The sequence below is a fragment of the Paenalcaligenes sp. Me52 genome, from assembly GCF_050487965.1.
Taxonomy (GTDB): domain Bacteria; phylum Pseudomonadota; class Gammaproteobacteria; order Burkholderiales; family Burkholderiaceae_B; genus Paenalcaligenes.
The window spans coordinates 1,118,664-1,144,765 of sequence record NZ_JBKQFO010000001.1; the positions used below are offsets into that span (position 1 = coordinate 1,118,664).

Here is a 26,102-nt window from a genome sequence, read left to right on the forward strand (position 1 = left end):
GAGACAGACATGGCATACGTAATTCATGGGGCAACCTTAGTTCAGTGTGATCAGCAGGGCAGCATTATTAATGACGGCGCGGTAGCCGTAGTAGACGGTAAGATCGCCGCGGTAGGTAAGTCTGACGATGTTTTGGCGCGCTACCCTAACGTAGAACGCGTGGACGCCACTGGTAAAGCCCTGTTGCCAGGGTTTATTAACTCACACACGCACTTGGTGTTGACGGTGATGCGTGGCACGATCGAGGACTACATGGGAGAGGTGATTTATGGCTATATGGGGCCTATTACCTTCATCATGACCCCCGAGGAACGTGCCGCCATGGCGAAGTTAGGGGCATTGGAGGCCTTGCGTTCAGGCACCACAACGGTAAGCGATTCCAGCCGATTTGTAGGCAGTTATGCTGATGCGGTTGTGAATACCGGATTGCGCGTGGTGTTTAGTGAACTGGGTGCCGATGCGCATAACCTCAAAATGGCGACGGGCGAATATCACTATGATCGTGATTGGGGGCAGCAATACTTAGACAGAACTGAAGCGCTGATTGAGCGTTATCACGGTGCAGAAGGGGGGCGCATTCATTGTCAGGTGGCGTCGCATGCGCCTGATAACTGTTCGCCATGGATGCTGAAAGAGCTATTGGCCATTGCACATAAGCATGACGTAAAACGCAATGTGCATTTAGCGCAGTCGCGAGCCGAGCTTAAACAAATACATCAGCTGACTGGCAAAACATCGGTGGGGTATTTGTTGGATAACGGGTGGTTGGACAGTGATCTGACAGCAGCGCATTGGTCCCATTGCACAGAAGAAGATATCGATGTTTTGGCTCGCCAAGGCGTACACATGGCGCATTGTCCCGCTAACTCATCCCGACGTGGTCCACACCAAGTGAAGGTGGGGTATGCCATGAAACAGGGGGTGAATATCGCCTTTGGTACCGACAACATGACCGAAGACATGTTCAAAGCGATGCAGTTCGGCATTGTGGTGCATAGGGGTAGTGCAGGCGGTGGCGTGACACCTCAACCACAAGAAATCCTCGATTGCGCCACACGCAATGGGGCAAAGGCCTTAGGACGGTTGAACGAGCTAGGTTCTATAGAGGAAGGCAAGTTGGCAGACCTGACCTTTATTAGCTTGGAACATGCGCGTATGCGTCCAGTGAATCAAATCGTATCCAACATCGTGCACTATGCCGACCCCGGTGTAGTGGATTCGGTCATGGTGGGTGGGAAGTTCCTGATGCGCGACGGAAAGGTCTTGAGCATGAATGAGTCAGACGTATTGGAACAGGCTGAACTAGCGACTGCCCAAGCATGGGAGCGCTTGCTAGCCAGCAATGCAGCTTTGCCTTCATTACGCGCACCACGCTAAGCCAAACATACTAATCAGGAGACAGACATGAGTGATTTTGATGTAGTGGTACAGGGCAATATTGTGGGTGCGGATCGCATTCGGTTTGATGGCTGGTTTGCGGTACGCGAGGGCAAAGTAGTTGCTACTGGCGAGGCTGACAACGTGCCGTCTGCATGTGAATTTATCGATGCGCGTGGTAGGTGGGTAATCCCCGGCGTGTTAGATGGTCAGGTGCATTCCGGCAGCCAAGCGAATCAAGAAGGCATAGGTATGGCTTCTAGAGCGGCGGCGGCGGGTGGTGTGACGACAATGGTGGAAATGCCTTATGACGATCCAGAGCCCGTGGCCTCACGCCCTCAGCTAGATAGAAAAATACAGCTTATTGAACAAGATAGTCATGTGGATGTAGCGGCGTACGCCACCTTAAATAATGAGCATGGATTAGAAGCGATTCCAGGGCTGATTGAAGGTGGAGCATGCGCGTTTAAGTTCTCTACGTTTGAGGCCAGTCCCAATCGTTTCCCTCGTGTAGAGGAAGACGTGCTCTATGAGGCTTTCCGATTGATTGTACCTTCGGGCTTGGCCTGCGGGGTGCATAATCAAAATCAGGAAATTACCCGTAAAAATATCCTGCGCATGACCGAAGAAGGCGATACCGGTTGGGATGCATTCTTACGTGCACATCCACCATTGGTGGAGAACCTGGCTACAGCAACGATTTATGAGCTGGGCGCATTGACGGGGGCCCGTGCTCATGCGGTACACGTATCGTTGTCACGAGGCTTTGAACTCTGCAATATGTATAAGCGTGCGGGTACAGCGGCCAGTATAGAAACCTGCGTGCAGTATTTAATGCTGAACCATGAAGAGCACACCAAGCGCTTTGGTGCATTGACCAAGCATTACCCGCCTATACGCCCTAAAGCCGAGGTAGAAAAGCTGTGGACGCATATTGGTAATGGCGAATGTACGTTTGTGTCGTCTGATCACGTGAGTTGGGGCTTAGAACGTAAGTCTAATCCTAATGTGTTTAAGAACTCCTCGGGTGGTCCAGGTTTGGAAACCTTGCTGCCGGCGTTATGGACAGGATGTATAGAGCACGGTTTATCCCCCACGATGGTAGTGCAATTGTTGTGCGAAGGGCCTGCGAAGCATTTCTTGTTAGAGCATCGTAAAGGACATTTGAACCCTGGTGCCGATGCAGACTTCGTGATTCTTGATCAAGAGCGTTATGCTTTTGATCCATCAACGAGCTTATCGGCTGTGACGTGGAGCTCGTTTGAAGGCCGTGAGTTTATGGTGAAGGTGGCGGCGACATTCTTGCGCGGGCAACTGGTCTGGGATGGTCGCAAAATTTGTAATCAGGCAGGTGACGGTCAGTTCATACGACCACACCGTGCTGGAGCCGTGTCATGAGTAGTCAACATGCCGCCTTGCAAGCGCTAAATAGCCAGCGCCTATGGCAATGTTTAGAGACGTTATCTACCTTTACCGACCCAGAACGACCGTGGACGCGTCGTGCATTCAGCCCCCGTTTTATTGCTTCACGGCAATGGCTGACCGAGCAAATGCAACAGGCCGGATTGTCTGTGCGTATAGACAGCGGCGGAAATTTGATCGGACGCTTAGAAGGCAAGCAGCTTCAGGCCAAAGCGATTATGACGGGATCACATTCCGATACCGTGTTTGATGGCGGTAGGTATGACGGCATCATTGGTGTGCTGGCAGGCATTGAGGTAGCTAAAGCCTTGCATGACAGTGGGGAACAGCTAGATCACCCATTTGAGGTGGTGGATTTCTTATCTGAGGAGCCCAGTGATTTTGGTGTGTCATGCGTAGGCAGCCGTGCAATGGTGGGGGCGTTGAGTGCTGATATGTTGGCACAGCGTGCCCCAGCCGGCGGTACGTTAGCGCAGGCTATAGCCTTAGTGGGTGGAGCGCCAGACAAACTAGATGTGCCACTGTATCAAGCGGGCGATCTGCATGCATTTGTAGAGCTGCATATAGAGCAAGGGCCGGTATTAGAAAGGCAGCATATTCCTATTGGCGTGGTGACGGATCTAGTAGGAATACGACGCTTTAGAGTGATTGTTACGGGGCAGCCAGACCACTCTGGCACCACTCCCATGACACATCGTAAAGATGCGTTGGTGGGGGCGGCGATGCTGATACAGGCTACTTATCATAAAGCAAGCCAGATAAACTCAGATCAGCGCTACGTGGTCTCTACGGTGGGGTACCTTGCTGTCACACCGAATTCCTCGAATGCCGTGCCTGGCAAAGTGGAGCTCATGCTTGAAATACGTAGTAATGACGCAGAGGTCTTAGCACAGTATGGCGAGCAACTGTTTACAGCGGTGCAGCCAGATCTGCAGGCATTAGGTCTACAACTGCAGACTGAATCGGTTAGTTATGGCAAACCTACACAGTTTGCACCGCAGGTGGTGGATGTCATCGAGCACTCAGCAGCAGTGTTGGGCTATAACTCGCTACGTTTACCCAGCGGTGCCGGTCATGACGCCGTATATTTGGCGGCGATTGCTCCAGCAGGCATGGTGTTTATTCCTTGCCTGAATGGTCGTAGTCATTGCCCAGAAGAGGGCATAAAGCTAGACGAGCTAGAGGCAGGGTTGAAGGTGTTGATGCAAAGCATACTAGCGTTAGACCAGCAGATTTTGGGGTGATAGCGGCCCACACATAGCCTAATTCCGTATAGAGATCAGCCAGAGCGGCCCTGAGTATTTACGTTTCTCAGGGCCGTTATTGGCGCTCAAGGCGCTGATTCAGGGGGCATTTACGTAAAGAGTGCGGGATGTTGGCGCTTGATTGATGAAGTTAAAGCAAAACCCAGGTGCTATTCTGTAGAGAATTAAGCCAAGAGGTAGGTTGTGATAGACCTACTAATTTTGAAGATCTGGGTTTGTTATGTTGCCTGCTGTTCCTCCTTCGTTAAATCTTCGTCGTGCTAGCATCTTGGAGATGATCCAACATCGCGGTTACGTAACGATAGAGGCATTGGCCGCGCATTTTAATACGTCGCAGCAAACGATTCGCCGTGACTTCAGTTATTTGGCTGAGCGTGGCTTGGTAGAGCGTTGTCATGGTGGTGCCATGATGGCTGCTAAGACCTTTCAACAATTACCCGCTGAACGCGCTTGTTCCTTACGCCATTTGGCAGAACTAGCAGTGAATCATATACAGTCAGGTATGACGGTCTATTTAGACTCAGGGGAAGAAAGTAATGCCGTTGCTTCAGCGTTATTGGCCAGTCAGAAACGTTGCAGGGTAGTCAGCAATAACTTAGACATTGCGCAGCGCCTAAGTGCTAGTCCTGTAATAGAAGCGATTATCCCTGGTGGTTCCGTAAAACGCATGGCAAAACGTGACATGTTTATCGCTCACGGCGATTTAGTCATGAGTATCGTGCGGATGTTTCACTACGATATTGCGTTTATGAGCGTACATGCGTTTGATGACGAGGGCACCGTCATGCAAGAAGATCTTAGCGACGTAGCATTAAAGCAGGGAGTCATGGAGCTAACAGATAAAGTCATCGCTTTATCTTCTCAAGTAAGGCAAGACGCTAAAGCTAATATCAGGGTATGCAAAGCAATAGCGTTTGATGGCTTCATTTGTAATGAGGCCTTACCAGTGTGGCTAGCTGATGCGATGAAGCAAGCAAATGTTGCTGTACAGGTAGCCGATGCTAGTGTGTGTGCGTAAGTAAAACGCAGTTGACCTATAGGTCAGTAATCCCGGCTGAGCAGTAAGACTAGAACGATTGTGGAACCTGAAGCAATCAGAATAACTGGGAGCAGATCTGTGCTGAGGTGAATAAGATCCATCATGATGTTCCCCAAATATTTAACAGTGTTTCCAAGGTGGAGCAATAAATACTAAGGTGCTACATAGGGTCTGCAGGGGCTACAAATGTCTACATAACGTTGCATTGGTAGATGTTTGCATTACATCAGAAAACTTTGCTTTCGTTAACGTTTTATATCTAAAAGAGTTGTAACTATTTTTAAGTATTACCGCAATAATCACCCCTATATTGGGTGAGACTATTTGCGCTGGCGCAAGAAACGCGAGAATAAATAGCGATGGTGGTGGTACGGGCAGAGACACAGGTAAACTACCTGCTACGATTCCTTTTTTGAATTTTGGTGATTTATGATTGGTCTAATAGTGGCGGGTGCGATAGGGTTGTACTCTATCTATGTCTTGATACGCTCTGGCGGTATCCTGTTCGGTGTGGCCGATATAAATGCTGAACAACGTAAACGTGCGTGGATGCACTGCGGTGTTGCAGCACTGGCGTTATTGCTCTGTGTGCTTTGGTACAACATGTATTACGACAGTCCAGAAGCACAACAAGAACGCGCCTTAGCGGTGCAAGAAACACGCTGTACCGATGTACTAGAAGCGTATAAAGCTACGCAAATTCTGGTGCGTGATGCCAGCAAATCCACCATGACTTTATCGTTTGCGTTTGTTCCTACGCATGATTCCAAAATGGTCAGAGAGTGTGAGTTCATCATTCAAGCGCCAGCAGACCGCGTCATCATTGAAACAGGTCGTAGTGACAAAGCTGTATTTACTGCCAATGTGCGTTACCGCAAAGACGACGATGCCTGGGAGATGATGAGTCTGGATTGGCAAGATAGTGGTGCGGCAACAGAGTAAAAATATTGTTGCAGAGTTTGGCGCCAATAGGGCTAAGCATGTATACTAGGAAGAACTGCATAAACGAACATTTGGGGCCGATCTGGCTTCGACGTGGGTCGCGAAGCAGAGCAGGGCATGTCGAGCACCAGTAAGCTCGTAAATCCACTGGAAAACTTTAAACGCAAACGAAGAGCGTTTCGCACTAGCCGCTTAAGCGGCTTTGCCGCTGCACTAATTTGTTCTTGGGTTAGGTTAGGAAACTAACAGCAGCGTCACTTACAAGAAATCGAATTTGGTTGGTTCGCTCAATCAAGTTTTAAATCTAAGCGAATCGCTGAGGAAAGGCCTGTTGATGGGCATAATCCGAGGTTAAATTCTAAAATATATCAACTAAACATGTAGAACTGCCTGTAGAGGGCTTGCGGACGCGGGTTCAATTCCCGCCGGCTCCACCAGTAAACAGAAGGGCACACTGAAAAGTGTGCCCTTTTTGTTTTCGGGAAAGCACAATCTAGCAAATACTTCTGGGTTTTCGTGATTGTTTCACACCGATTTCACTCTGATCTGAAGCGGTAGCTCCCTCTCATTTCACCATTGTTAGCTTTGCTTACCTTGCCATGTCACCCTAGGCAGATCAATACTACATAATTCTCGTACTGTTTTTACTAGGAATATGTTTATGTCTGCTCTACCTTTGTCTGTTGCTAGGCTTGGTGCTACCACTCGTCTTAGCCTTACTCTTAGTCTTTGCTTGTGGGGTGGTGCAACATGGGCGGATTCCATACGTGAAATCAGTTTGTCTACGGCAGGTATTGCTGAGGTAGTGAGGCAAGTCACTATTCCAGAACAAGGCCCGGTCAGCTTAACCGTGCCTCTGAGTCAAGTTGATGATGTGCTCAAAACTCTGCTGATTACGGATGCTGAGCAGCGCATTCAAAGCTTAACGCTAGCGGGGCAAGCGCCTCTAGACAGCAGTTTGGCGGGGCTACCGTTTAACGAATATAGCCTTAGTTCTATCCATGCGTTGGCCAGCAGTTTGCGTGGAGTAGAGGTGCAGGCCTATTCGCAAGGGCGCAGCATTCGAGGCACCTTGCTAGGCGTAGACGCGCAAGAACAAGAGAAAAAAACCGTATATTCCTTATCGTTGCTGAGTACCGAAGGGCAAGTGCAAACGGTAGAGCTAGGCCCAGACAGCAGCTTGCAGGTACTGGATGCTCGTATTCAAGAGCAATTGCAGCAAGCCAGCCAAATTCTGGCACGGCAGACTAACGATAACAGTCGCGAATTGCACCTGTCTTTGGCCCCTACCAAAGCTAAAGAGCTAGAGCTGCGCTACTTGATTGCTGCCCCTATTTGGAAAACCACGTATAGACTTTTGTTAGACAACGATAATAAAGCCAGACTTCAAGCTTGGGCAGTGGTAGAGAATACAACGGGCGAGAATTGGGAAAACATCAGCCTGACTCTTAGCTCTGGTTCGCCAGTGGTGTATCAGCAGGCATTGTTGCAGCAGTATTGGCATACACGTCCAGAACTACCTATTGCGGTAGGAAGTAGTACAGCCCCTGAACCAGATAATTACTCAGCGAGTTTTGCAGATTATGCGCCTGCGCCTGTTGCAGCCCCCATGATGGCGAAGCGGGCAGTACAGTCAGCGGTGGTGAGGGAAGAAAGAATGCTGGAACGGGGAAGAGCAAATTCTGCTGGGGTTGCCGGTGGTACGGCAGCAATGACGGATGAGGGCCAAACCGTCGTGCGTTTTACCATTCCGGATCCTGTTACAGCAGCCAGTGGCCAAACTATTTCAGTGCCTTTCCAAGACCAGCAGGTACAAGCCGAGGATGTGTCTGTTTACTTTCAGAATCAAAGCAGCCCTCACCCTAGTGCCGCTATTTATTTGAAGAACACGCTAGATAGCAGCCTGCCTCCAGGCATCATCACGGTGTTTGATCGTCAGCTAGGCCACATAGGTGATGCGCAACTTAGCGGCTTGCCTAGTGGTGAGGCACGACTGATTTATTTTGCTAGGGATAACAAAGTACAAATTCATCAAGAGCGCACAACCGCTCGTGAGATTACGCAAACACAAGTGGCGAATGGTGTAGCCTTAAGTACATGGAAGCAAAGCCAACTATGGACGTATAACGTGCAGGGGGCAGCACAAGAAGAGCGTCAGATTATTATCGACATCCCACGTCAGGAAGGTTGGGAGTTCACCAGTGCAGCCAAGACGGAACAAACCAGTCAGAGCTACAGGTTACGGCTGACAGTACCTGCCGGGGAAACATTGCAAGTACAGGCCACCTTTAGTCGTTTAGATGCGGAAGAGTTGCGACTGGATGATGTGAGTGAAAGTGTGCTGTACAACTGGAATCAAGGCGGGTTGAATGCTCAGTGGAAAGCGGCGATGCCTGAGTTAATTGCGTTGCGTGAGAAACAAAGCCTTGCGCAACAAGATTGGCAGCACACGCAGTCGCTGTTGGAAGAGCAAGTTGAAGAACAAGCTCGTGTACGTGAGAATCTTGGGGCAGTGAGTGACCAAAGTAATCTGGGACAACGATTTGCTCAACAGCTAGAAGGTCTAGAAGACCGTATTGCTGAACTTCGTCAGTTGTCAGAAAAGCAGAATCAGCAATGGCTAGAGGCGCGCCAGCGATTCCAAGAGGCAATCAGTAAACTCTAAACGCTAAAAAGGGCTGTCAGTGACAGCCCTTTTTCATGCGTGAGGTATCGCAACAGATACGCATGTTGTATGCGTAATTGTTAGAGCGCTGGTGTGGACGGTAAGCATCACGCGATGCACGTTAAATTTTCTGCATACTCACACTGATATCGGCGGGTGGGCCGTAGTACAAGCTACTGGTCACCAACCCATCCACACCACAGTTAGCATAGTCTGCGGCATTCGTTTTGTTGATGCCACCAGCAGCCAATAGTGTTAACGACGGGTAGCGCTCACGTAAAGGAGTGCACCATTCGCGTAATTGTGCAGGCGCAACCTTATCGAATTGGATGACATCCGCACCCGCCTCTACAGCCAGTAGCGCTTCTTCTAATGTAGCGGCTTCTATCACCACTTTCTTTTCCGCCAAGCCGTTAGCGTTTTGGCGTAGCTTTTCTTTGACCTCTGCCCAACCATTTTCAGCCAAGAGCGCACGGTGTTGGGGGAACACTAAGATGGTCTCAGATAGCCCTAGGCGATGCGGCCAGGCACCGCCAGCCATTGTGGATTTAACGGCGATGCGTCGCAAACCCGGAGGATGTTTACGGGTAGTCAGTATGCCCACATGGGGGTTGAGTTGTTTAACGGTTTCCACCAGTTGATGGGTACGCAGAGCAACCGAGCAGGCGTATTCCAGCAGGTTTTGACCAACTTTCCAGACATCTAATAAGGCCTGAGCAGGGCCTTCTGCTTCTACCAGTATGTCACCATCAGCGGCATGTTGACCGCTGGGTAAGTGTTTGATGTGTGTAACCTGACGCGATTGCAGTAGGCGTACTACCTCTTCGGTGCAAGCGCTGACCGTAGCGCCACGAGTACGCCACGTTATGCGGGCAGGCTTGTTTCCCAATTGCAGTAGGGTGCTGGTGAGGTCTACGTAGCCTATGTCTTCCTGAAGCCAGTCTTCCAACATGGCGTTGTCAAAATATACAGGGGCTAGACTCATAAGCGGCTACCTCAACAGTAAAAGGTTTAACGCTATAGGGTACTGTAGATAACGATAAAAATAAAAGAGTTATTCCCTAGAGCGTGAGTGATAAACCTAGCGAAGCAACTTAGCCGGTTTTATTGTCTAGGTGCCTATAGTACGCAAACATGGCACGTTGCCCTAAACGCCTAAACGGAGCAAAAGGGAAGGCAGGTAGTGGCGAGTTCAATAAGGGTGAAATGGCTGCGTTGCTTTTAAGATGATGAGCCAGAACCTTCCCTGCATAGACCGACGCTGTGGTGCCGCTGCCGTTATAACCTATGGCATACGAAATGCTGCGGTCTGTGTTTACGGTGTGTACGCGAGGCATAGAGTCCATACTTAATGCTACCCATCCGCTCCAACCATAATCCACGGTCAGATTTTCTAGTCCGTTAAATTTTTTCTGCAAGGTAGCAAGCAAGTGGTCTTGGATTTTTTGTTGGCTTTGATGGCTTTCTGTAATCGCCCCCCGGCTACCCAACAAGATGCGGTTATCCGGTAAACGCCTATAGAAATTCAGCACCTTGCGCGTGTCAGTGATGATGTTGGTGGTGCGAAACCCGCTATGGTGGATTTCATCCTCACTTAACGGACGAGTCACAATAATGCTAGACAGCACAGGCATTAAGCGCGACTTCAAACAGGGGTGTAGCTGCTCGGTGGAATAGCCATTAGTGGCAATCACTACGTGTTTAGCGCGCAAGGTGCCAGTAGGTGTGCGTAGGTAATGGGTAGCCCCTTCTTTATGCCACGAGATAACGGGTGACTTTGAATGCACTACCGCACCAGCTTGTCTGGCCTGTTTCACTAGCGAGAAAATAATCTTTAACGGGTGGGCGCTGAATGCATCGGGGAAGCGTAAGGCTGCCGAGGCTTCTGCTCCCCCTAATCCGTATTCTTCTAACTCAGACTGATGCAGTAGCTGTGTGTCATAGTTGAAATGATCGCGCATGACCTGTTGCTCGGTAAGCAAGCTAGAAACACGACTAGGTTGATGGGCTGTTTTCAACCAACCATCAGGCTGTATGTCACAGTCTATGTTTCCTTGTAGTATCAGTTCGCGCATGGTGGCCAGCGCACGATGTGCTTCTGTGAAATGCGCTTTTGCGAGCTCAGGGCCAAAGCGCTGCACACTGTCTGTCCATGATAGTCGGCCAATGGCAGGGCGCATGAAACTACCGTTGCGGCCACTGCATCCCCATCCTGGTTGATGGGCTTCCAGTACGTGTACGGTGCTGCGGTAATGTTTTGCCAAATGGTAGGCGCAACTGAGTCCGGTGTAACCCGCACCAATAATGGCGATATCGGTGTCCTGAGCATGTAGCAATGGCCCGTCATCGGTGGGCGGGGTACCTGCGGTAGCACACCAATACGTAGCAGGGTAGGGGCGTGGCTGTGTGGGTAAGTCGGCGGTCAGCGGGTCATAGGCCATGATGGGAGCGCATCCTAAAATCGATCTACCCTAAAGGGCGTGATATCAATGGAGGTAGGTTGGTTGGCGATGAGTTCACTCATGACACGGGCGGTCATCGGGGCGCTGGATAAACCCACATGTTGATGACCAAAGGCATAGAACACCGAGGCGTGCTTTTTAGAAGCGCCGATGACTGGCAGGCTATCTGGCAAGGATGGGCGGTGTCCCATCCATGATGAAGGCGTGCCTGCGCTGATGTGGGGGAATAAACTGCGTAGATGCTGGTGCAAGGCGGTGGCGCGGCTAGGGTCAGGGGGAAGAAAGCCCCCAAACTCAACCATGCCAGCAATGCGTAACCCCGTTTCCATTGGTGTTGCGATCACTTTATGGGAGGGCGACATAATGGGGTAGCGTGGGGCTGTGCCGTCAAAGTTTGATAACGTCAGGTGATAGCCACGCTCTTGCTCCAAAGGCACAGGCTCGCCCAACGCTTTGGTGAACTGGCCAGACCATGCACCACACGCCACGATCAAACGTGATGCCTTATAGCTTTCGTTATTGGCGAGCTGCAAGCGGATCTCAGTGGCATTGACGGGACGTATGTGTTGTACGGCGGAACGTATAAAGGATCCACCCTCGTGCATGAAATCCTCAAATAGACTTTTGACTAAGCGTTTAGGGTTTAGGGTGTAGCCGCAGTTCTCAAACACGGCCGCAAACTGGCAGTCTTTTGTTAAGGCGGGCTCCATTTCCTGTACGGCGGAGCCCGATAGGGTATGCCATGTGACGCCATGTTTTGCCCGTAAGTCCCACACCATTTTGTCATTCAGGTAGGCAGCTTCGTCCTTATAGGCGCACAGCACCGGGGACGACACAATCAAGGGTTGAGCGCTAGTGTCGCGGGTAAGCTGTTGATAGTCTCTTACGGTATGTCGCAGTAAGGGGGATAAGGCTGAGGCAATATGCTCCACGCGCTCAGGCTGACTAGCGCGCCAGAACTGCCATAACCACGGCATGATGCGCAGCAAATATTGCCTACGTATAGACAAAGGGCCAGATGGGTTCAACAGCATTCCTGGTGCTTTTTTCAAAATCCCAGGCAAGGATAATGGGACTACGCCATAGGCAGCCAAAATGCCTGCGTTACCGCTTGAGCAGGCTTCGGCAGGGTCGTCTTTATCTATCAGCGTTACCGAATGACCTTGTTGTTGCAACGTGCGCGCCGTGACTACACCAATAACGCCAGCGCCGATGATGGTAATAGCAGGTTTGTCAGCGCTGGGGGTAAAAGAAGAGGCTTGTTTCATAGTGAGGATTTCGCACGACGACGTATGTATTCAGTAATCAAGATAAAGGCAGTCATGAACAGCAGCAGTAACGAGGCAATGGCTGCTAAAGCAGGGCTAACTTTCAGCAAGGCACCATCCCACATCAGTTTGGGTAGGGTAGTGAACTCACCGCCAGTCACAAACAGGGCAATGGTTAGCTCATCAAACGAGATGATGAAAGCAAACATAAAGGATGCAATCAGACCAGCCTTAATGATGGGCAGTGTGATGTGCAGTAACGTGCGCCGTTTGTTGGCACCTAAGGTCCAGGCGGCTTGGTCCAGCCGCACGTCATAGGTTTTCAAAATAGACATCACCGTAATGACGATATAGGGGATCGTCAGCACCGTATGGCCAATCACCATGCCGGTCATGGTGCCTACCAAATCCAACTTGGAAAACAGGTAGAACAGGGCAACCGCAATCACGATATTGGGGATGATGATAGGGGCCAAAATGAAGGCCAGCAGTGCACTTTTCCCCGAGAAACGTTGTCTGGATAAAAAGAAGGCGGCAGGTACACCAATCAGCATGCCCAACGAGGCGGCACAAATGGCAATGATGAAAGACCTAGCAATCGCCATTAACCATTCTTCTGAATACAGCACAGACTCATACCACTGCAGAGAGAACCCTTTGGGAGGCCACGCCATAAAGCCATCTTCGGTAAAGGACACCGGAATCAGGAACAGCACGGGCAAGCACAGAAATAGAAGAACCAACAAACTGCATACCCATAGCACGGTGCGTGAATGCTCTTTTTGAGCTTTGTGACCGCATAGCGGGAATACCATGTTGTAGAGTTTTCCTAGCAGCGTGCACACGGCGGATAGCACCTTCAATATGAAGTTACCTACGTGTTTGCCCATGCTGTTGATGAGGCGTTTTTTCTGGTTGCCGCTGCTACCCGTTAGGCTGGATAAGCCAAAGAGCTGATCGTAGAAATAGAAAATGACCAGTGTGGTAATCAGAAATAGCAGGGCGATAGCACCCGCAAAACTCCAGTCCAACATCTGATTAATTTGGAAAATAATCAGCTGTACGATCATTGCGTCGTCAGCCCCACCTAACAGGGCGGGCGTAATAAAGAAGCCTAACGTCGTGATGAAAATCAGTAATCCGCTGGCGGTGATGCCTGGCATGGATAAGGGGAAATACACTTGCCAAAAGGCTTGGCCTTTTCTCGCCCCCAAGGTGGATGCTGCTTTGACCAAGTTCTGATCTATGCCTTGCATCACAGGTAGCATCACCATGACGCACAGAGGCAGCATGGCGTGTACGGTACCCACCATGACGCCGGTGAAGTTGTAGATCAGCCGGGCTGGCATTTCCAAAATGCCTAAGGAAAGCAGCAGCTCATTGAGCACCCCTTTACGGCCTAGTAAGACCATCCATGAAAAGGCGCGCACCAAAAAACTGGTCCACATGGGCATCAATACCCAAATGATTAACGAGTTGCGTTTAGAGGCGGGCAGCGTGGCTATTAGGTACGCAATAGGGTATGCACCCAATAAGGTAATGAGCGTGGTCCACGCTGCAATCTTCAGGGTGACAAACAATACTTTGAGGTACACCGCGTTGGACAATAAGCGTACGTAATGTTCGCTAGTGATACTGCCATCACTGTCCAAGGCGCTTAGCCCAAGCAGCGTGCCTATGGGTACGAGAAAAAACACCGCCAGAAAAATCACAACGGGGTAAATAGGCATCGCCAGCCGCCATTTAGAGGGCAAGTGTGCGCTAGAGGCTAGGCTACTCATGGTTTGCCTCCGTTGGTGAGCACTACTGCAGAGCAGGTGGTCCAACCTAGACGTACCTGCTGACCTTTGTGCAGCTTATTGCTGCCTGTTAGCTGGGAAACTTTCAGCATAGGGTGGTCGGCAGTACGTACAAAAGACTTGGTGACGCCACCCGCCACAATCACATCAGTGACTTCACCCGTCAGTATGTTGTGAGCAGTTTCTGTATCGGCTAGCACCCTAATACTTTCGGGGCGGACCATGATCTTGGCTGATGTGCCGGTGGCTACAGAGGGCGACGCGGGGGCGTGCAGCAGTGTGCCGGTGCTGGTTTCTGTTGTGACGGTATCGTCTTGCAGGGCTTTGACACGTACATCAATAAAGTTGGACTCCCCCAAGAAGTCAGCAGCAAAGATGGTTTTGGGGCGATGGTACAGTTCGTCGGGGGTGCCTATTTGTTCTATACGGGCATTGTTCATCAGACAAATACGGTCGGACATGACCATGGCTTCTTCTTGGTCATGGGTCACGTACAGCACCGTGATGCCTAATTCTTCATGCAGATGTTTGATCTCAAGTTGTAGGGCTTCGCGCAGCTTTTTATCCAGCGCCCCTAAGGGTTCATCCATCAAAATAATCGACGGTTTATAGACAAAGCAGCGGGCTAAGGCAATACGCTGCTGCTGCCCACCAGAAAGCTCACGTGGGAAGCGTTCAGCCACGTGAGAAAGCTGCACTTTTTCCAGTACTTCTTTCACTTTCTGGTTGATGCTGTCTTTGCTCTCACCACGCATGCGCAGAGGAAACGCAATGTTCTCCATAATGGTCATGTGAGGAAACAAGGCATAGTTTTGAAACACCATGCCTATATCTCGTTGGAATGGAGGAAGGTACGTGGCCAGCTTGCCATCAATCCAAATTTCGCCGTTGTCTGGATTATTCAACCCTGCAATGGCCATCAATAAGGTGGATTTCCCAGAGCCTGATGGGCCTAGCAGCGTTAAAAACTCCCCTTCACGCATCTCTAGACTTGTGTTTTCAAGGGCTGTCACGGCTCCGTATGACTTGCGTACGTCCTTGACCTGTAATTTGTAATGTTGGTTCATGCTGTGTGTCGCTATCAAACTAATGATTCAGAAAGTGCTGGTGGGGGAAACCCATCAAGACAACAACCAGTTGTTGAATTGCTCGGTGATGGCGTTTTTGTTTTTGCCCCAATACTCCGAATCAATGCGGATCATGTGAGGGAAATAGGTAGGGTTGTTCGGCAGTAGCGCAGCGCGTTCTGGCGAAATAAAGTCAAAAGCACCGGGGGCGGTAGGGCCGTAAGCCAGCGTTTCTGTGAAGATGGCTTGTTGCTCAGGCTGCGAGCAGAACTCAATAAACTCACGGCACATGTCCACATTGGGGCCACCTTTCAAAATGGTGAATCCTTCGTAGGTCCATAGCGCTTCATTCCACACCAGTTTGGCAGGGGCGCCATCATCAATCGCTACCTGTGCTCGACCATTCCATAGCGGCAACATGTCTACTTCGCCCGTGCGTAAGAACTGTGAGCTTTGGGCCCCGTTTTCCCACCATGCACCGACCTCTTTTTTCAGGCTATCCAGCTTTTTGAAAGCACGTTCCACATCCAGTGGGTAAAGGTCTACAGGTTTAACACCATCAGCGAGCAAGGCTTCTTCCAGTGTGTCGTAGGGGTTGCGGCGCAAACCACGCAAACCGGGGTAGCCAGACAGATCGAAAAAGTCTTTCCAGCTGGTGGGTGCTTTGCGTACGCTGTCTTCACGGTAGCCAATCACCGTGGCGTAAATATCGACACCGGCAATAAACTCCCCACGCATGTTTTCTGGGATTTTGCTTAGGGCTGGGCCGGGGCCACTGGCTGGAGCAACGGGTTCTAAGTACCCCAGCTCTACCAATGACAAGTGTGTGGAGTTGCTCAGGTGGGCCATATCCCAGCGATAGTTTTTAGACTCCACCATGGCTTTGACCATGCCACTGGGTTCAGATTCTGACGCTTGGCCTATCACAGTAATGCCGGTGGCTTTTTTGAAGGGTTCGTAAAAGGCTTTACTGAAGGCCTCGCTGAATGGGCCACCTGGGTCGCGAGTGTACAGACGGTATTCTTTTGCACGCACAATGGCAGGGGCACCTAGTAGTGCTGCACCAGAAAGCACACTGGCTGTTTTCAGGAAATTTCTGCGGGTGGTGTTGACCTGTTTTTTGCGTTGATCAGAGTGATTCATGAGCTGTCTCCTAATGATTAGTGAGGTCATTTCCCTCTTGATGGGGATGTGGAGGAAAGTATGAATCTGTAAAACCTAAAAATCCAATAAGATAAAAGGCCTTTTCTATAACAAAAATTTATAGTTATTGATTTTTGGGGGATAGAGCTTGGTATAGTGTGAAAATTCGGGGGAAAACCCCTAGCGAAAATAGGCCGAAAATTGGAATAACTCTATGAATATCCGTCAGTTACAAGCCTTGAAAGCCGTGATAGAAACGCACACCACCACCAGAGCAGCCGAGAAAATGGGGCTAACACAGCCAGCGGTGAGTGGTTTGATTTCTAGCTTAGAAAAGACGTTGAATTTGCGACTGTTTTCGAGGGTGAAAGGCAGGTTATTACCCACGCCAGAGGCGTTGCGTTTGGCGGATGAGGCAAACAGCGTGCTGTCGGGTTTTTCCAGAATGGAAGCGCGTGCAAAACGGATGGGCGAGCTCAAAGCGGGCGAGCTAAAGATTGCGACGCTGCCGGGGCCAGGGTTGGCATTTATCCCTCAAGTGATTGCCAAGTTTGTAGAAGACAAACCAGAGGTCAAAGTGCATTTGCACATTAGGCCTTCAGTTGAGGTGCGTGAGTGGATCGCATCCGGTTATATGGATTTGGGGTTAGTGGAACAGCCCTTTGATACGCAGGGCTTGGACTACGATTTAATGACCATGCGTTGCGTGTGCGTGGTGCCAGAATCGCATCCTTTGGCTGATCGCTCAGTACTCACTCCTGCCGACTTAGATGGCGAACCCTTTATCGCCTTAGATGCCAGTCATATGACTTATTCGTTATTGGCTGCTGCATTCCAGCGCGCCAGAGCCCACTTTAACGTACGTATTCATGCGCAGTTGTTTTCACCAGCGTGCGTGCTAGTAGCGAGTGGGGCTGGGGTGGCGGTGGTAGACCCTATTTCAGCACAAGCACATAGCAAGAATGGCTTGGTAGCTATTCCGTTTGAGCCTGTGATTCCGTTTCCATTGGGGCTGGTTAGGCCTATGGATAAACCGCTGTCGTTATTATCGACAGAGTTCAGGGCTTGCTTAATGGAAGCCTTACAGCCTTATACCTGTTGAGCGATAAAAAACGCTGATACCTGTCTGCCGTAGCAGTGGTATCAGCGTTGTGTTCATGTGGTAGCGCTTAGTACACCAGATTGCTATCCACCAGCTTGGTGTGGCTCATGCAGTGGGCGTTGATTTTGTACATGAAAATCAAATATCCCAAACCCAGCGTCAGCACACTAATAATGGCCCACAACACAATATTGCCAATAATGCTGGCCAAGTCGATAGTGCATACCAGCCTGCCTACGCGATTTCCTTGCTGATCATAAGCATAGGTTTGGCTAATAATAAATTTCTGCATGTAGTAGGGAAACACAAACAGCGCCAAGCCAAAGGTCACAATACTCAGCAAAATCCAGATAATGCCGTGGCCAATGATTTCAGTAATGGTGAGCTCGGATTTTAATTGCAGGGTGCTGAATTGCGGATTCATCATAATTTCCTGAGGAATAGTGTAGAGAGTTATAGATAAAAGAAAATATAAAAATACTGCGCTATCAAAGTGGAAAGGTTTTAGTCTTCATCTAAATGAAATTTATGCATAATTCTATGCGCTACTGGGGCAAGAATGACACCTATAGAAGCAAGAAAAAGTAACCCAGTAATAAAGCCATAAATAGCAATAAACAGCTTTCCAGCAACGCTTTGAGGCATGCTGTGTGTACCTATGCCGCCCAGCAAAAGAGCCGTATTTAGAAAAGCGTCATGCAAAGAGATATCTTCTACGGCTACCTGTCCTAATACACCAAACATAAACACCACTAAAATTAATAGTAGCGCAATGCCTATATGCCAAAGCATACGTTTCAGAAAGTCCTTTCTGGTTAAAAGAGGGCTTCCTTTACTTTCATACATCGCCATACTCTCCAAGAAAATACCGATATAAACAGCGTGAGTGTACCCCGTGTGGTACGGCGAGTAGGAAAAAGGGCTTTGCAGGTATTTTTTATACCAGTATCAGCAATGATCTTGTACTGGTTTATAGAGCTGGTAGGGTAGACACTGTTTATCAGGAGAATGAATATGCGTACCCATAGTGAATCCGTTGTTAACCAGTTCGACTCACAGGCTAGTGCTTATTTGAGCAGTGCCGTACACGCACAAGGCGACGATCTGAAAACCGCCGCAGCGTATGTAGCACAACATATGCCAGCCTCTGGCGTGGGGTTGGATCTGGGCTGTGGAGCAGGGCATTTGAGCTTTGCATTGGCTCCAGTGCTCTCTAAAGTGGTGGCTGCTGATGCCTCACCTAGTATGTTGGAGGTTGTAGCAGAAGCCGCTAAACAACGTGATTTCAACAACATTGAAACCTTGCAAACCTTAGTAGAGAGTTTGCCTTTTGCCGATGCCTCGTTTGATGTAGTGGCCACGCGATACAGCGCGCACCATTGGGGTGATGTACCTGCCGCCTTGTCCGAAGCTAAGCGCGTTCTGAAACCTGGCGGCATCTTGTTGGTGATTGATGTGTTAGGTTACGAGAACCCATTGGTAGACACGCATTTCCAAACCATTGAGTTGTTGCGCGACACCTCGCATGTGCGTGATTACGCAGAAACAGAATGGCGACGTATGTTGGCAGCAGCCGGTTTTGAGGTACAAGACAAGCAAGCATGGCCAGTACGTTTAGAGTTCAGCAGTTGGGTGACACGTATGCGTACGCCAGAGTTGAACGTACAAGCCATACGTGCCTTACAGCAAGGCGCACCTAAGCAAGTGCATGAAGCGTTGTACTACGAGTCTGAAGGTAGCTTCACCATGTCTACAGGACTGTTTTGCTGCCGTGCTCAGGCATGATGAACATATAGAGTAACTGTATAAAAATTGCTCCATGTACCTAAGGGGCGCGCATTTGTTGGGTCGCAGCAAGCTGTTACCCAACAATCCCCAACCTTATGCACAGTTTATGGGGATAAATGCTTATAACCCACCCGACACCGGAATCACCGCCCCCGTCACATACGACGAAGCGGGTAACAGTAGCCATAACGCGGCTTCAGCGATTTCAGTAGCGTGGGCAGAGCGCTGCATAGGTATTCTAGATGCAAGGCGATGAGCTCTATCTGGCTCGCCTGATAGAGCGTGAATATCCGTATGGGTAATACCGGGTGAAACGGCGTTCACACGAATGTTTTGTGTGGCAACCTCTTTAGCCAGTCCTACTGTGAAAGTCTCAATGGCTGCTTTGGATGCAGCGTAGTGTACATATTCATGCGGTGAGCCTGTCTTGGCGGCAATAGAAGATATATTCACAATATTGCCGGCCAACTGATGCTGTAGCCAGTAGCGTATAGCGTGTTGGCTCATCAACATGGTGCTGATGACATTCACATCAAATACATGGCGTAGTGTGGCCTCATCGATAAGGTGAAAGGGCTGTATTGGGCTGGTGATTCCTACATTGTTGACTAACCCATACAAGGGGGAAAGCTGCTGCGCGCTGTGAAATACATGCACCATATCGCTAGGCACATTGCTATCAGCTTGTACGGCAATAGCTTTGCCAGCGTGAGCGTGGCAGTGCTCAACTAGAGCCGCCGCTTTGTCACGTTGCTGTTGGTACGTGAAGCACACGTCATAGCCTGCTTGCGTGCAGAGCTTAACGATTTCAGCGCCAATGCCGCGTGAGCCTCCCGTCACAATAATGCTTTGCTTTAGTCGTGTTTGCATGTTTGTCTCTTGGTGTTTATAGATGTATGAATACGTGCAGAACGCAGCATTGATCATAGCCTAACTAGGTTTAAGCCTTGTAGTGCCTATGTAAATACCAGAGTAAATCCGTAGGGGTAGTTGAACTAAATACAGTAATGTTTATCTAATTACTTCTTACGATTTTTTTGGAGTACAAGCCTTATGTCGCTACAGAATGTTTTGCAGCAATTGATGCAATCCGCTCAGGCTTATACCAAATCAGCTACCACCCCTAAAAATGACGAGGCTTCTTCTAATCCTTTTTCGGTGAAGAGCTTTGCAGGTGGGGCATTGTCCGGTGGTGCATTGGCACTGCTATTGGGTAATAAGAAGTTTAGAAAAGTAGGTGGTAAAGTAGCTATGTATGGTGGCGTGGCCGCGATTGGCGCGTTAGCCTACCGTGCTTATGGTGATTGGAAGCAGAAAGGTGGTCAGCCTGCTGAGGTATCAGCGCCGACTACACCGAGCCAGTTTGCGCAACTACCCGCCCCCGTGTTAGAGCATCAAAGCCGTTTGGTGTTGGCAGCTATGATTTCTGCAGCCAAAGCAGATGGTCATATCAATCAAGAAGAACAAGCGTTATTGGATACTGAGTTTGCAAAACTACCCGCAGGGGCAGCAGAGCAACAATGGATTACGGCGCAGTTGGAAGGCCCTGCTGACCCTTCTGCGATTGCGAAATTAGCGACTACTCCCGAAGAAAAAGCTGAGGTGTATTTAGTTAGTGTGTTAATCACCTCAGCAGATTCTTTTATGGAAAAAGCCTATTTGGACGAGCTATCCAGACAGCTACAGTTAGAGCCGGGTTTGAAAGAGCATTTGGAGCAAACCGCTTTGCAAGTGACCGCGTAACGACGAATGCATAGCGGACTGTGAGGGCAAGGAAGTAATTTCCTTGTCCTCTTTTTTATTGTCGACGCAAAGTGAGGTGTTACCAAGAGCAACTAGAGAGGTTGTGAGGCATGTGTATAAAAACTGCTCAGGTTGTGGCAAAGCCTTATGATTCGCGGTTTGGCGCTAGCTGTTAAAACGGTATCCCCAACCTTATCAACAGTAGCGGTGGATAACCTTGTGGTATCTACTAGCTAGATTCGTTACTTTGTTAATGCAACACTAATACGTTGTTCTGCAATAAATTGCGCCAGTGTTTTTTAATTTTGAATACAGAGTAAAGGTTAAATCATGCTTCTAACGCCCGAACACGAAATGGTTCGAGATTCCATTCGTGAGTTTGTACACCAGAAAATTACCCCTTTTGCCGCACAGTGGGATCGAGACTATACCTTCCCTAAATCAGCGCTGGATGGGTTGGGAGCATTAGGGGCATTAGGGGTGGCCATTCCAGAGGAGCTGGGTGGTGCTGGTATGGACTACATGACCTTGGTGTTGGTACTGGAAGAAATCGCGGCTGGCGATGGTTCCACCTCTACCATCGTGTCAGTACAGAATTCGCTAGTGTGCGGCATACCGTATAAGTATGGGTCAGACGAACAAAAAAGAACGTGGCTCAGACCGTTAGCCAGCGGTCAAAAACTAGGATGTTTTTGTTTGACTGAACCTCAGGCGGGTTCTGATGCTTCCGCTTTGCTGACTACCGCAGTGAAGGACGGCGATAGCTGGGTCTTGAATGGCGTAAAGCAGTTTATTACGTCGGGAAAAAATGCAGACGTGGCGATTGTTTTTGCGGTCACTGATAAAACAGCCGGTAAAAAGGGTATTTCTTGCTTTTTAGTGCCTACTTCTACGCCCGGCTATATCGTGTCTAGCATTGAAGAGAAAATGGGCCAAAATGCCTCGGATACTGCCCAGATAGTCTTTGAGAACTGTCGCGTACCGTTAGATGCTTTGGTGGGTAAAGAGGGTGATGGCTATCGTATTGCGCTGTCGAATTTAGAAGAAGGCAGAATAGGTATTGCCGCCCAATCTGTTGGCATGGCACGTGCAGCACTTGAGGCCGCTACCGCCTATGCACGCGAACGTATCACCTTTGGTAAGCCTATCATCGAGCATCAAGCGGTTAATTTCCGTTTGGCTGATATGGCGATCCAGTTGGATGCTGCACGGTTAATGGTATGGCGTGCAGCCCAGCTTAAAGATGCCGGCAGACCATGTTTAACCGAGGCCTCTATGGCGAAAGTCTTTGCGTCTGAGGCAGCGGCAAAAATATGTTCAGACGCGATACAAGTTCATGGCGGTAGTGGTTACACCAAAAGCTATGCCGTAGAACGAATCTATCGTGATGTGCGGGTATCGCAGATCTACGAGGGAGCAAACGATATTCAACGTATGCTCATAGGTAGATCATTGATGAGCGCGCGTTAAGGCACAACGAGGGGATATAATTCCAGCTTTCTAGAATATAGCCATTACGTCTACGGTGACGTAGGCGTGAGCTTTGGGTAAAAAAATACAATGAAAAATAAGTACGGGCAGTTGTCTACGCTAGTCTATGAAACCGATAAGCCTGTAGGCGTGTCTTTTGGTGATGTGGCGTATTACCTAGAACGTTTGCGTGACGTGAACGGCCCTATCTTGGAGCCTGGTGTGGGTAACGGCAGGTTTCTTGTTCCATTGTTGCAAGCCAATAAAACAGTGGTGGGCTACGATGCCTCAGCACACATGCTAGAGGTTGCCCGTTCTACACTGCAGCAGCACCAGTTAACTGCCGAATTAGTGCAGAGTGACTTTGCTAGTTATCAGTCAGCGCCACGTTTTGATGCCATCGTTATTCCCGCGGGTACCTTCCAGCTTATAGACTCTTTTGAGACAGCCTGTACGGTGCTGGGTAATTTCTATCAGCAATTGAACGTAGGCGGTAGATTAATGCTAGATCTGGATGCGGCTCAAGCTATCTTCACTAGCCAGCCATCAATGCGTAAATGGCAGGTGGGCGGGGGCAGTATAGTGACACTTTCTAGCACACCGTTGAACGTAGATTACGCCAATCAAGTCAGTACAGAGTTGCACCGTTACGAGTTATGGGAAAACGGCCAATTGCAACGTACTGAGCTGGAAGAGTTCGTGTTGCGTTGGTGGAGCCCAAGCGAAATCAGCATGGCGCTGCAGTTAGCGGGTTTCACGAATGTGGTGGTGTCAGGTGGCTATGAGTATGGTCGAGCCCCGCAAAGCAGTGATGAACTGATCAGTGTGGAAGGGACAAAAAACTAGGCCACACGCCGCTAGGTGAGTGTGGCCTATGTTTGCACGGGTGCTTGTACAGACAAGCGCCGTGGGGCGATTAGCCTTGGGCTTCTGTGCCCATTTTGGCTTGCAGGTAGTTTTGCAAACCTACTTGCTTGATCAGGTTCAGTTGTTTTTCCAACCAGTATGTGTGGTCTTCTTCAGTGTCGCGCAACTGAGCCAGCAAAATATCGCGGCTGTTGAAGTCACCTAGGCTTTCGCACAGAGCCATCGCGGCTTTCAGGTTATCGCGCACGCTGTATTCGGTTTCTAGATCCTTTTGCAGCATCTGTTCTACGGTATCGCCAGGAGTGAAGGCGTGAGGGCGCATGTCAGCTTTGCCACCCAAGAACAGAATACGGCGCAAAATCGCATCGGCGTGTTGCGTTTCTTCTTCCATTTCATGGTTAATACGCTCGTAGAGCTTCAGGAAACCCTGATCCTCGTACTGACGTGAGTGCACAAAATACTGATCACGAGCCGCCAGCTCGCCACGCAGCAGTTCATTCAAACATGCGATGATTTCCGGGTGGCCTTGCATATACGCTCCAAAACGATGATTTATTTGACAATACTAGCAGTATAGATTGATCTGCCGGATTGAGGAAACACAGGGCAGGGTGAAGGTGTGACGAATCGTTGATATGAAACAAAGGTGTTGGAATTATTTACAAGGGCAATATAGCCTTGTTATGCCATAGTCTATGGCGTTGAAAGAGTAGTAATAATGCCAGCAAAAAGGCCTCCGTTTAGGAGGCCTTTTTGCATTGGTCTCTACATCTAGAGACAAGTTGTAGCGTGGTGAACACGAGTGTACTAGCTGATTTCTTCGCCTTCATCGCTCATTTTTTTCAGTAGATAAATGATGGCGACTTGTTCTGCTGGGTTGAGCCGTTCAACGGTTAATTGACTGATCCGTTGGGCTTTAGGGATCAGGGATTGAATCAAGGCCAGGCCTTCCGCGCTTAGGCTAATAATCACTTTGCGTTTGTCGTCATCACTGGTGGATAGCAGTACCAGCCCACGAGCTTTAAGCCTGTTAATAATGCCTCGGATAGTGGCTTGGTCTACTGCTGTTGCTTCTACCAGTTCTATTTGCGAGCTGGGGCCTCGGTCGTACAGCGCGCACAGCGTAACGAACTGTATGGCGGTGAGTTGTGGGTCGCCAATATTGTTCTGAAAAATTGCAGTATGCCGTTGCGTAGCCCGACGTAATAGGTGGCCAATTTGCTCTGTAACGTCATAGTCAGCGCGGGTATCTATAGGTTGATTTTCTTCTGCCATCTGCATTTTTTTGGTGTTGGAGTGAGACAGAGACTAAGTATAGCGCGTTGCCTAGGGGTGTGCTAACACAAGCCGTAATAAGTGTGTGCGCTTCAAAAACTGTAGTTTTATTAGAGAAAACCCCTAATATCATTTGATGTAAATCAATATAAATAGTGTGTACACTTTAAATGCGGATGTTTGAAGCATAGACAGTTATCGGAGTACATATCAAATGGTTAAAAAAGTTGGCATAGCGATTGTGGGCGCTGGCATTGGTGGTGCGGCAGCGGCGGCGTTGTTGCAAAAGGCGGGGTTGGATGTAGAGCTTTTCGAGCAAGCAGATGCGTTCTCCCGTTTGGGGGCAGGCATTCACATCGGCCCTAACGCCATGCGCATCTTCAGAAGAATTGGTTTGGAAAAGCAATTGGAAGACATGGGCTCTCACCCCGATTTCTGGTTCAGTCGTGATGGTGTGAGTGGTGACTACTTAGCGCGCATTCCCTTGGGCGAGTTTGCTAAGAAAGAATATGGTGCGGCTTACATCACTATTCACCGCGGTGATATGCACGAGCTGCAAATCAATAGCTTGAAACCAGGTTCAGTGCATTACGGCAAACGTTTAGAGTCGTTGCAAGAAGAAGATGGTTATGTGCGTCTGACCTTTAAAGACGGTACCGAAGTGCATGCTGACCTCGTGATTGGTGCAGATGGTATTCACTCCAAAGTGCGTGAAACGTTGTTGGGCGCTGAAGTGCCTACCTACAGTGGTTGGGTAGCTCACCGTGCATTGATCCGTGGTGAAAGCTTGCGTAAATTTGCCGATGAGTTTGAGCCTTGTGTGAAGTGGTGGCGTCCTGATAGCCACATGATGGTGTACTACACCACCGGTAAGCGTGACGAATACTACTTCGTGACAGGTGTGCCGCATGAGGCGTGGGATTTCAAAGGGCCGTTTGTAGACAGTAGCCAAGAAGAAATGCTGCAAGCTTTCGATGGTTACCACTCTACCGTTCAGAACCTGATTCGTTCTACTGAGAACATTACAAAATGGCCATTGCTGAACCGTAACCCGCTGCCGCTATGGAGTCGTGGTCGTTTGGTAATGTTGGGCGATGCTTGTCACCCTATGCGACCACATATGGCACAAGGTGCATGTATGGCTATTGAAGATGCAGCTATTTTGGCCAGATGTTTGGAAGAAACCGGCGTTGAAGATTACGCCACCGCATTTTCATTGTACGAAGGCACACGTAAAGAACGTGCCACCAAAGTACAGGCGGTTTCTAACGGCAATACTTTCTTGCTGCAACAGGAAGATCCAGCATGGGTGTATGGCTACGATGTCTACGCTGACCCACTGAAAGTAGCTGATTTACAAGCTCAATAAAAAAACACACGCACTCCCTGCTAGGAGTGCGTTCATGAT

The 26,102-nt window shown here is 49.4% G+C and carries 23 protein-coding genes and 1 other RNA gene; 13 read left to right on the forward strand and 11 right to left on the reverse strand.

Annotated elements, in window-relative coordinates:
* The first annotated feature begins 9 nt into the window (after window positions 1-9).
* The 7 genes from ACLO87_RS05215 (at window position 10) to ACLO87_RS05245 (ending at window position 8,710) form a co-directional block, all read left to right on the forward strand.
* Window positions 10-1,377 carry an amidohydrolase family protein gene (locus ACLO87_RS05215; RefSeq protein WP_430222957.1) on the forward strand — a complete coding sequence of 456 codons (1,368 nt, stop codon included), beginning with the start codon at window positions 10-12 and terminating at the stop codon, window positions 1,375-1,377.
* 27 nt (window positions 1,378-1,404) lie between these two features.
* Complete coding sequence (locus ACLO87_RS05220; RefSeq protein ID WP_430222958.1) at window positions 1,405-2,775, forward strand: dihydroorotase; 1,371 nt, start codon at window positions 1,405-1,407, stop codon at window positions 2,773-2,775.
* Window positions 2,772-4,043 carry a Zn-dependent hydrolase gene (locus ACLO87_RS05225; protein WP_430222959.1) on the forward strand — a complete coding sequence of 424 codons (1,272 nt, stop codon included), beginning with the start codon at window positions 2,772-2,774 and terminating at the stop codon, window positions 4,041-4,043. The genes ACLO87_RS05220 and ACLO87_RS05225 overlap by 4 nt, the downstream gene beginning before the upstream one ends.
* A 241-nt stretch (window positions 4,044-4,284) precedes the next feature.
* The gene (locus ACLO87_RS05230) at window positions 4,285-5,082 is read left to right on the forward strand and encodes a DeoR/GlpR family DNA-binding transcription regulator (protein ID WP_135864233.1); all 798 of its coding nucleotides are present in this window, start codon (window positions 4,285-4,287) and stop codon (window positions 5,080-5,082) included.
* A gap of 450 nt (window positions 5,083-5,532) precedes the next feature.
* The gene (locus tag ACLO87_RS05235) at window positions 5,533-6,045 is read left to right on the forward strand and encodes a hypothetical protein (RefSeq protein WP_430222960.1); all 513 of its coding nucleotides are present in this window, start codon (window positions 5,533-5,535) and stop codon (window positions 6,043-6,045) included.
* Window positions 6,046-6,118: 73 nt separating this feature from the next.
* Window positions 6,119-6,482, forward strand: a transfer-messenger RNA (tmRNA) gene (ssrA, locus tag ACLO87_RS05240).
* A gap of 224 nt (window positions 6,483-6,706) precedes the next feature.
* Window positions 6,707-8,710, forward strand: a complete 2,004-nt coding sequence (locus ACLO87_RS05245; protein ID WP_430222961.1) for a DUF4139 domain-containing protein — start codon at window positions 6,707-6,709, stop codon at window positions 8,708-8,710.
* 121 nt (window positions 8,711-8,831) lie between these two features.
* On the opposite strand, the gene modD is transcribed toward ACLO87_RS05245, so the two are convergent.
* From modD to ACLO87_RS05275, 6 genes are all read right to left on the reverse strand, one after another.
* The gene (gene modD, locus ACLO87_RS05250; protein WP_430222962.1) at window positions 8,832-9,695 is read right to left on the reverse strand and encodes a ModD protein; all 864 of its coding nucleotides are present in this window, start codon (window positions 9,693-9,695) and stop codon (window positions 8,832-8,834) included.
* Window positions 9,696-9,804: 109 nt separating this feature from the next.
* Window positions 9,805-11,151 carry an NAD(P)/FAD-dependent oxidoreductase gene (locus tag ACLO87_RS05255; protein WP_430222963.1) on the reverse strand — a complete coding sequence of 449 codons (1,347 nt, stop codon included), beginning with the start codon at window positions 11,149-11,151 and terminating at the stop codon, window positions 9,805-9,807.
* A 14-nt stretch (window positions 11,152-11,165) separates the two neighbouring features.
* Window positions 11,166-12,440 (reverse strand): NAD(P)/FAD-dependent oxidoreductase, encoded by a 1,275-nt coding sequence (locus ACLO87_RS05260; protein WP_430222964.1) that lies wholly within the window; start codon window positions 12,438-12,440, stop codon window positions 11,166-11,168.
* The gene (locus tag ACLO87_RS05265; RefSeq protein WP_430222965.1) at window positions 12,437-14,221 is read right to left on the reverse strand and encodes an ABC transporter permease subunit; all 1,785 of its coding nucleotides are present in this window, start codon (window positions 14,219-14,221) and stop codon (window positions 12,437-12,439) included. Before ACLO87_RS05265 ends, ACLO87_RS05260 begins: the two co-directional genes overlap by 4 nt.
* Window positions 14,218-15,306: an ABC transporter ATP-binding protein gene (locus ACLO87_RS05270; RefSeq protein ID WP_135865135.1), complete on the reverse strand. Its 1,089-nt coding sequence runs from the start codon at window positions 15,304-15,306 to the stop codon at window positions 14,218-14,220. The genes ACLO87_RS05265 and ACLO87_RS05270 overlap by 4 nt, the downstream gene beginning before the upstream one ends.
* A 54-nt stretch (window positions 15,307-15,360) precedes the next feature.
* Window positions 15,361-16,449, reverse strand: a complete 1,089-nt coding sequence (locus tag ACLO87_RS05275; RefSeq protein WP_430222967.1) for an extracellular solute-binding protein — start codon at window positions 16,447-16,449, stop codon at window positions 15,361-15,363.
* 214 nt (window positions 16,450-16,663) lie between these two features.
* Here ACLO87_RS05275 and ACLO87_RS05280 point away from each other — a divergent pair, with 214 nt between their 5' ends.
* Complete coding sequence (locus ACLO87_RS05280; RefSeq protein WP_430222968.1) at window positions 16,664-17,551, forward strand: LysR family transcriptional regulator; 888 nt, start codon at window positions 16,664-16,666, stop codon at window positions 17,549-17,551.
* A 67-nt stretch (window positions 17,552-17,618) separates the two neighbouring features.
* Here the strand turns inward: ACLO87_RS05280 and ACLO87_RS05285 are convergent, their stop codons facing one another.
* Together ACLO87_RS05285 and ACLO87_RS05290 are read right to left on the reverse strand one after the other, a co-directional pair.
* On the reverse strand, window positions 17,619-17,975 hold the full coding sequence (locus tag ACLO87_RS05285) for a DUF6693 family protein (protein ID WP_430222969.1): 357 nt from the start codon (window positions 17,973-17,975) through the stop codon (window positions 17,619-17,621).
* 80 nt (window positions 17,976-18,055) lie between these two features.
* The gene (locus ACLO87_RS05290) at window positions 18,056-18,403 is read right to left on the reverse strand and encodes a two pore domain potassium channel family protein (RefSeq protein ID WP_430222970.1); all 348 of its coding nucleotides are present in this window, start codon (window positions 18,401-18,403) and stop codon (window positions 18,056-18,058) included.
* Window positions 18,404-18,565: 162 nt separating this feature from the next.
* On the opposite strand from ACLO87_RS05290, the gene ACLO87_RS05295 reads away from it, so the two are divergent.
* Window positions 18,566-19,336, forward strand: coding sequence for a class I SAM-dependent methyltransferase (locus ACLO87_RS05295; protein ID WP_135867156.1), 771 nt, complete (start codon window positions 18,566-18,568; stop codon window positions 19,334-19,336).
* A gap of 123 nt (window positions 19,337-19,459) precedes the next feature.
* Here ACLO87_RS05295 and ACLO87_RS05300 read toward each other — a convergent pair whose 3' ends face one another.
* A complete protein-coding gene (locus tag ACLO87_RS05300) occupies window positions 19,460-20,209 on the reverse strand; it encodes an SDR family oxidoreductase (RefSeq protein ID WP_430222971.1) in 750 nt (249 codons plus the stop codon).
* 183 nt (window positions 20,210-20,392) lie between these two features.
* Between ACLO87_RS05300 and ACLO87_RS05305 the strand changes: the two genes are divergently transcribed.
* From ACLO87_RS05305 to ACLO87_RS05315, 3 genes are all read left to right on the forward strand, one after another.
* The gene (locus tag ACLO87_RS05305) at window positions 20,393-21,082 is read left to right on the forward strand and encodes a tellurite resistance TerB family protein (RefSeq protein ID WP_430222972.1); all 690 of its coding nucleotides are present in this window, start codon (window positions 20,393-20,395) and stop codon (window positions 21,080-21,082) included.
* 330 nt (window positions 21,083-21,412) lie between these two features.
* On the forward strand, window positions 21,413-22,552 hold the full coding sequence (locus tag ACLO87_RS05310; protein WP_430222973.1) for an acyl-CoA dehydrogenase family protein: 1,140 nt from the start codon (window positions 21,413-21,415) through the stop codon (window positions 22,550-22,552).
* Window positions 22,553-22,642: 90 nt separating this feature from the next.
* Window positions 22,643-23,398 (forward strand): class I SAM-dependent methyltransferase, encoded by a 756-nt coding sequence (locus ACLO87_RS05315; protein ID WP_430222974.1) that lies wholly within the window; start codon window positions 22,643-22,645, stop codon window positions 23,396-23,398.
* A gap of 70 nt (window positions 23,399-23,468) precedes the next feature.
* Here the strand turns inward: ACLO87_RS05315 and bfr are convergent, their stop codons facing one another.
* Entirely contained in the window at window positions 23,469-23,951 is a 483-nt protein-coding gene (gene bfr / locus ACLO87_RS05320; RefSeq protein ID WP_135866379.1) for a bacterioferritin, read from the reverse strand.
* 275 nt (window positions 23,952-24,226) lie between these two features.
* The gene (locus ACLO87_RS05325; protein WP_430222975.1) at window positions 24,227-24,694 is read right to left on the reverse strand and encodes a MarR family winged helix-turn-helix transcriptional regulator; all 468 of its coding nucleotides are present in this window, start codon (window positions 24,692-24,694) and stop codon (window positions 24,227-24,229) included.
* Window positions 24,695-24,908: 214 nt separating this feature from the next.
* On the opposite strand from ACLO87_RS05325, the gene ACLO87_RS05330 reads away from it, so the two are divergent.
* Window positions 24,909-26,063, forward strand: a complete 1,155-nt coding sequence (locus tag ACLO87_RS05330; RefSeq protein ID WP_135867174.1) for an FAD-dependent monooxygenase — start codon at window positions 24,909-24,911, stop codon at window positions 26,061-26,063.
* The last annotated feature ends 39 nt before the right edge of the window (window positions 26,064-26,102 follow it).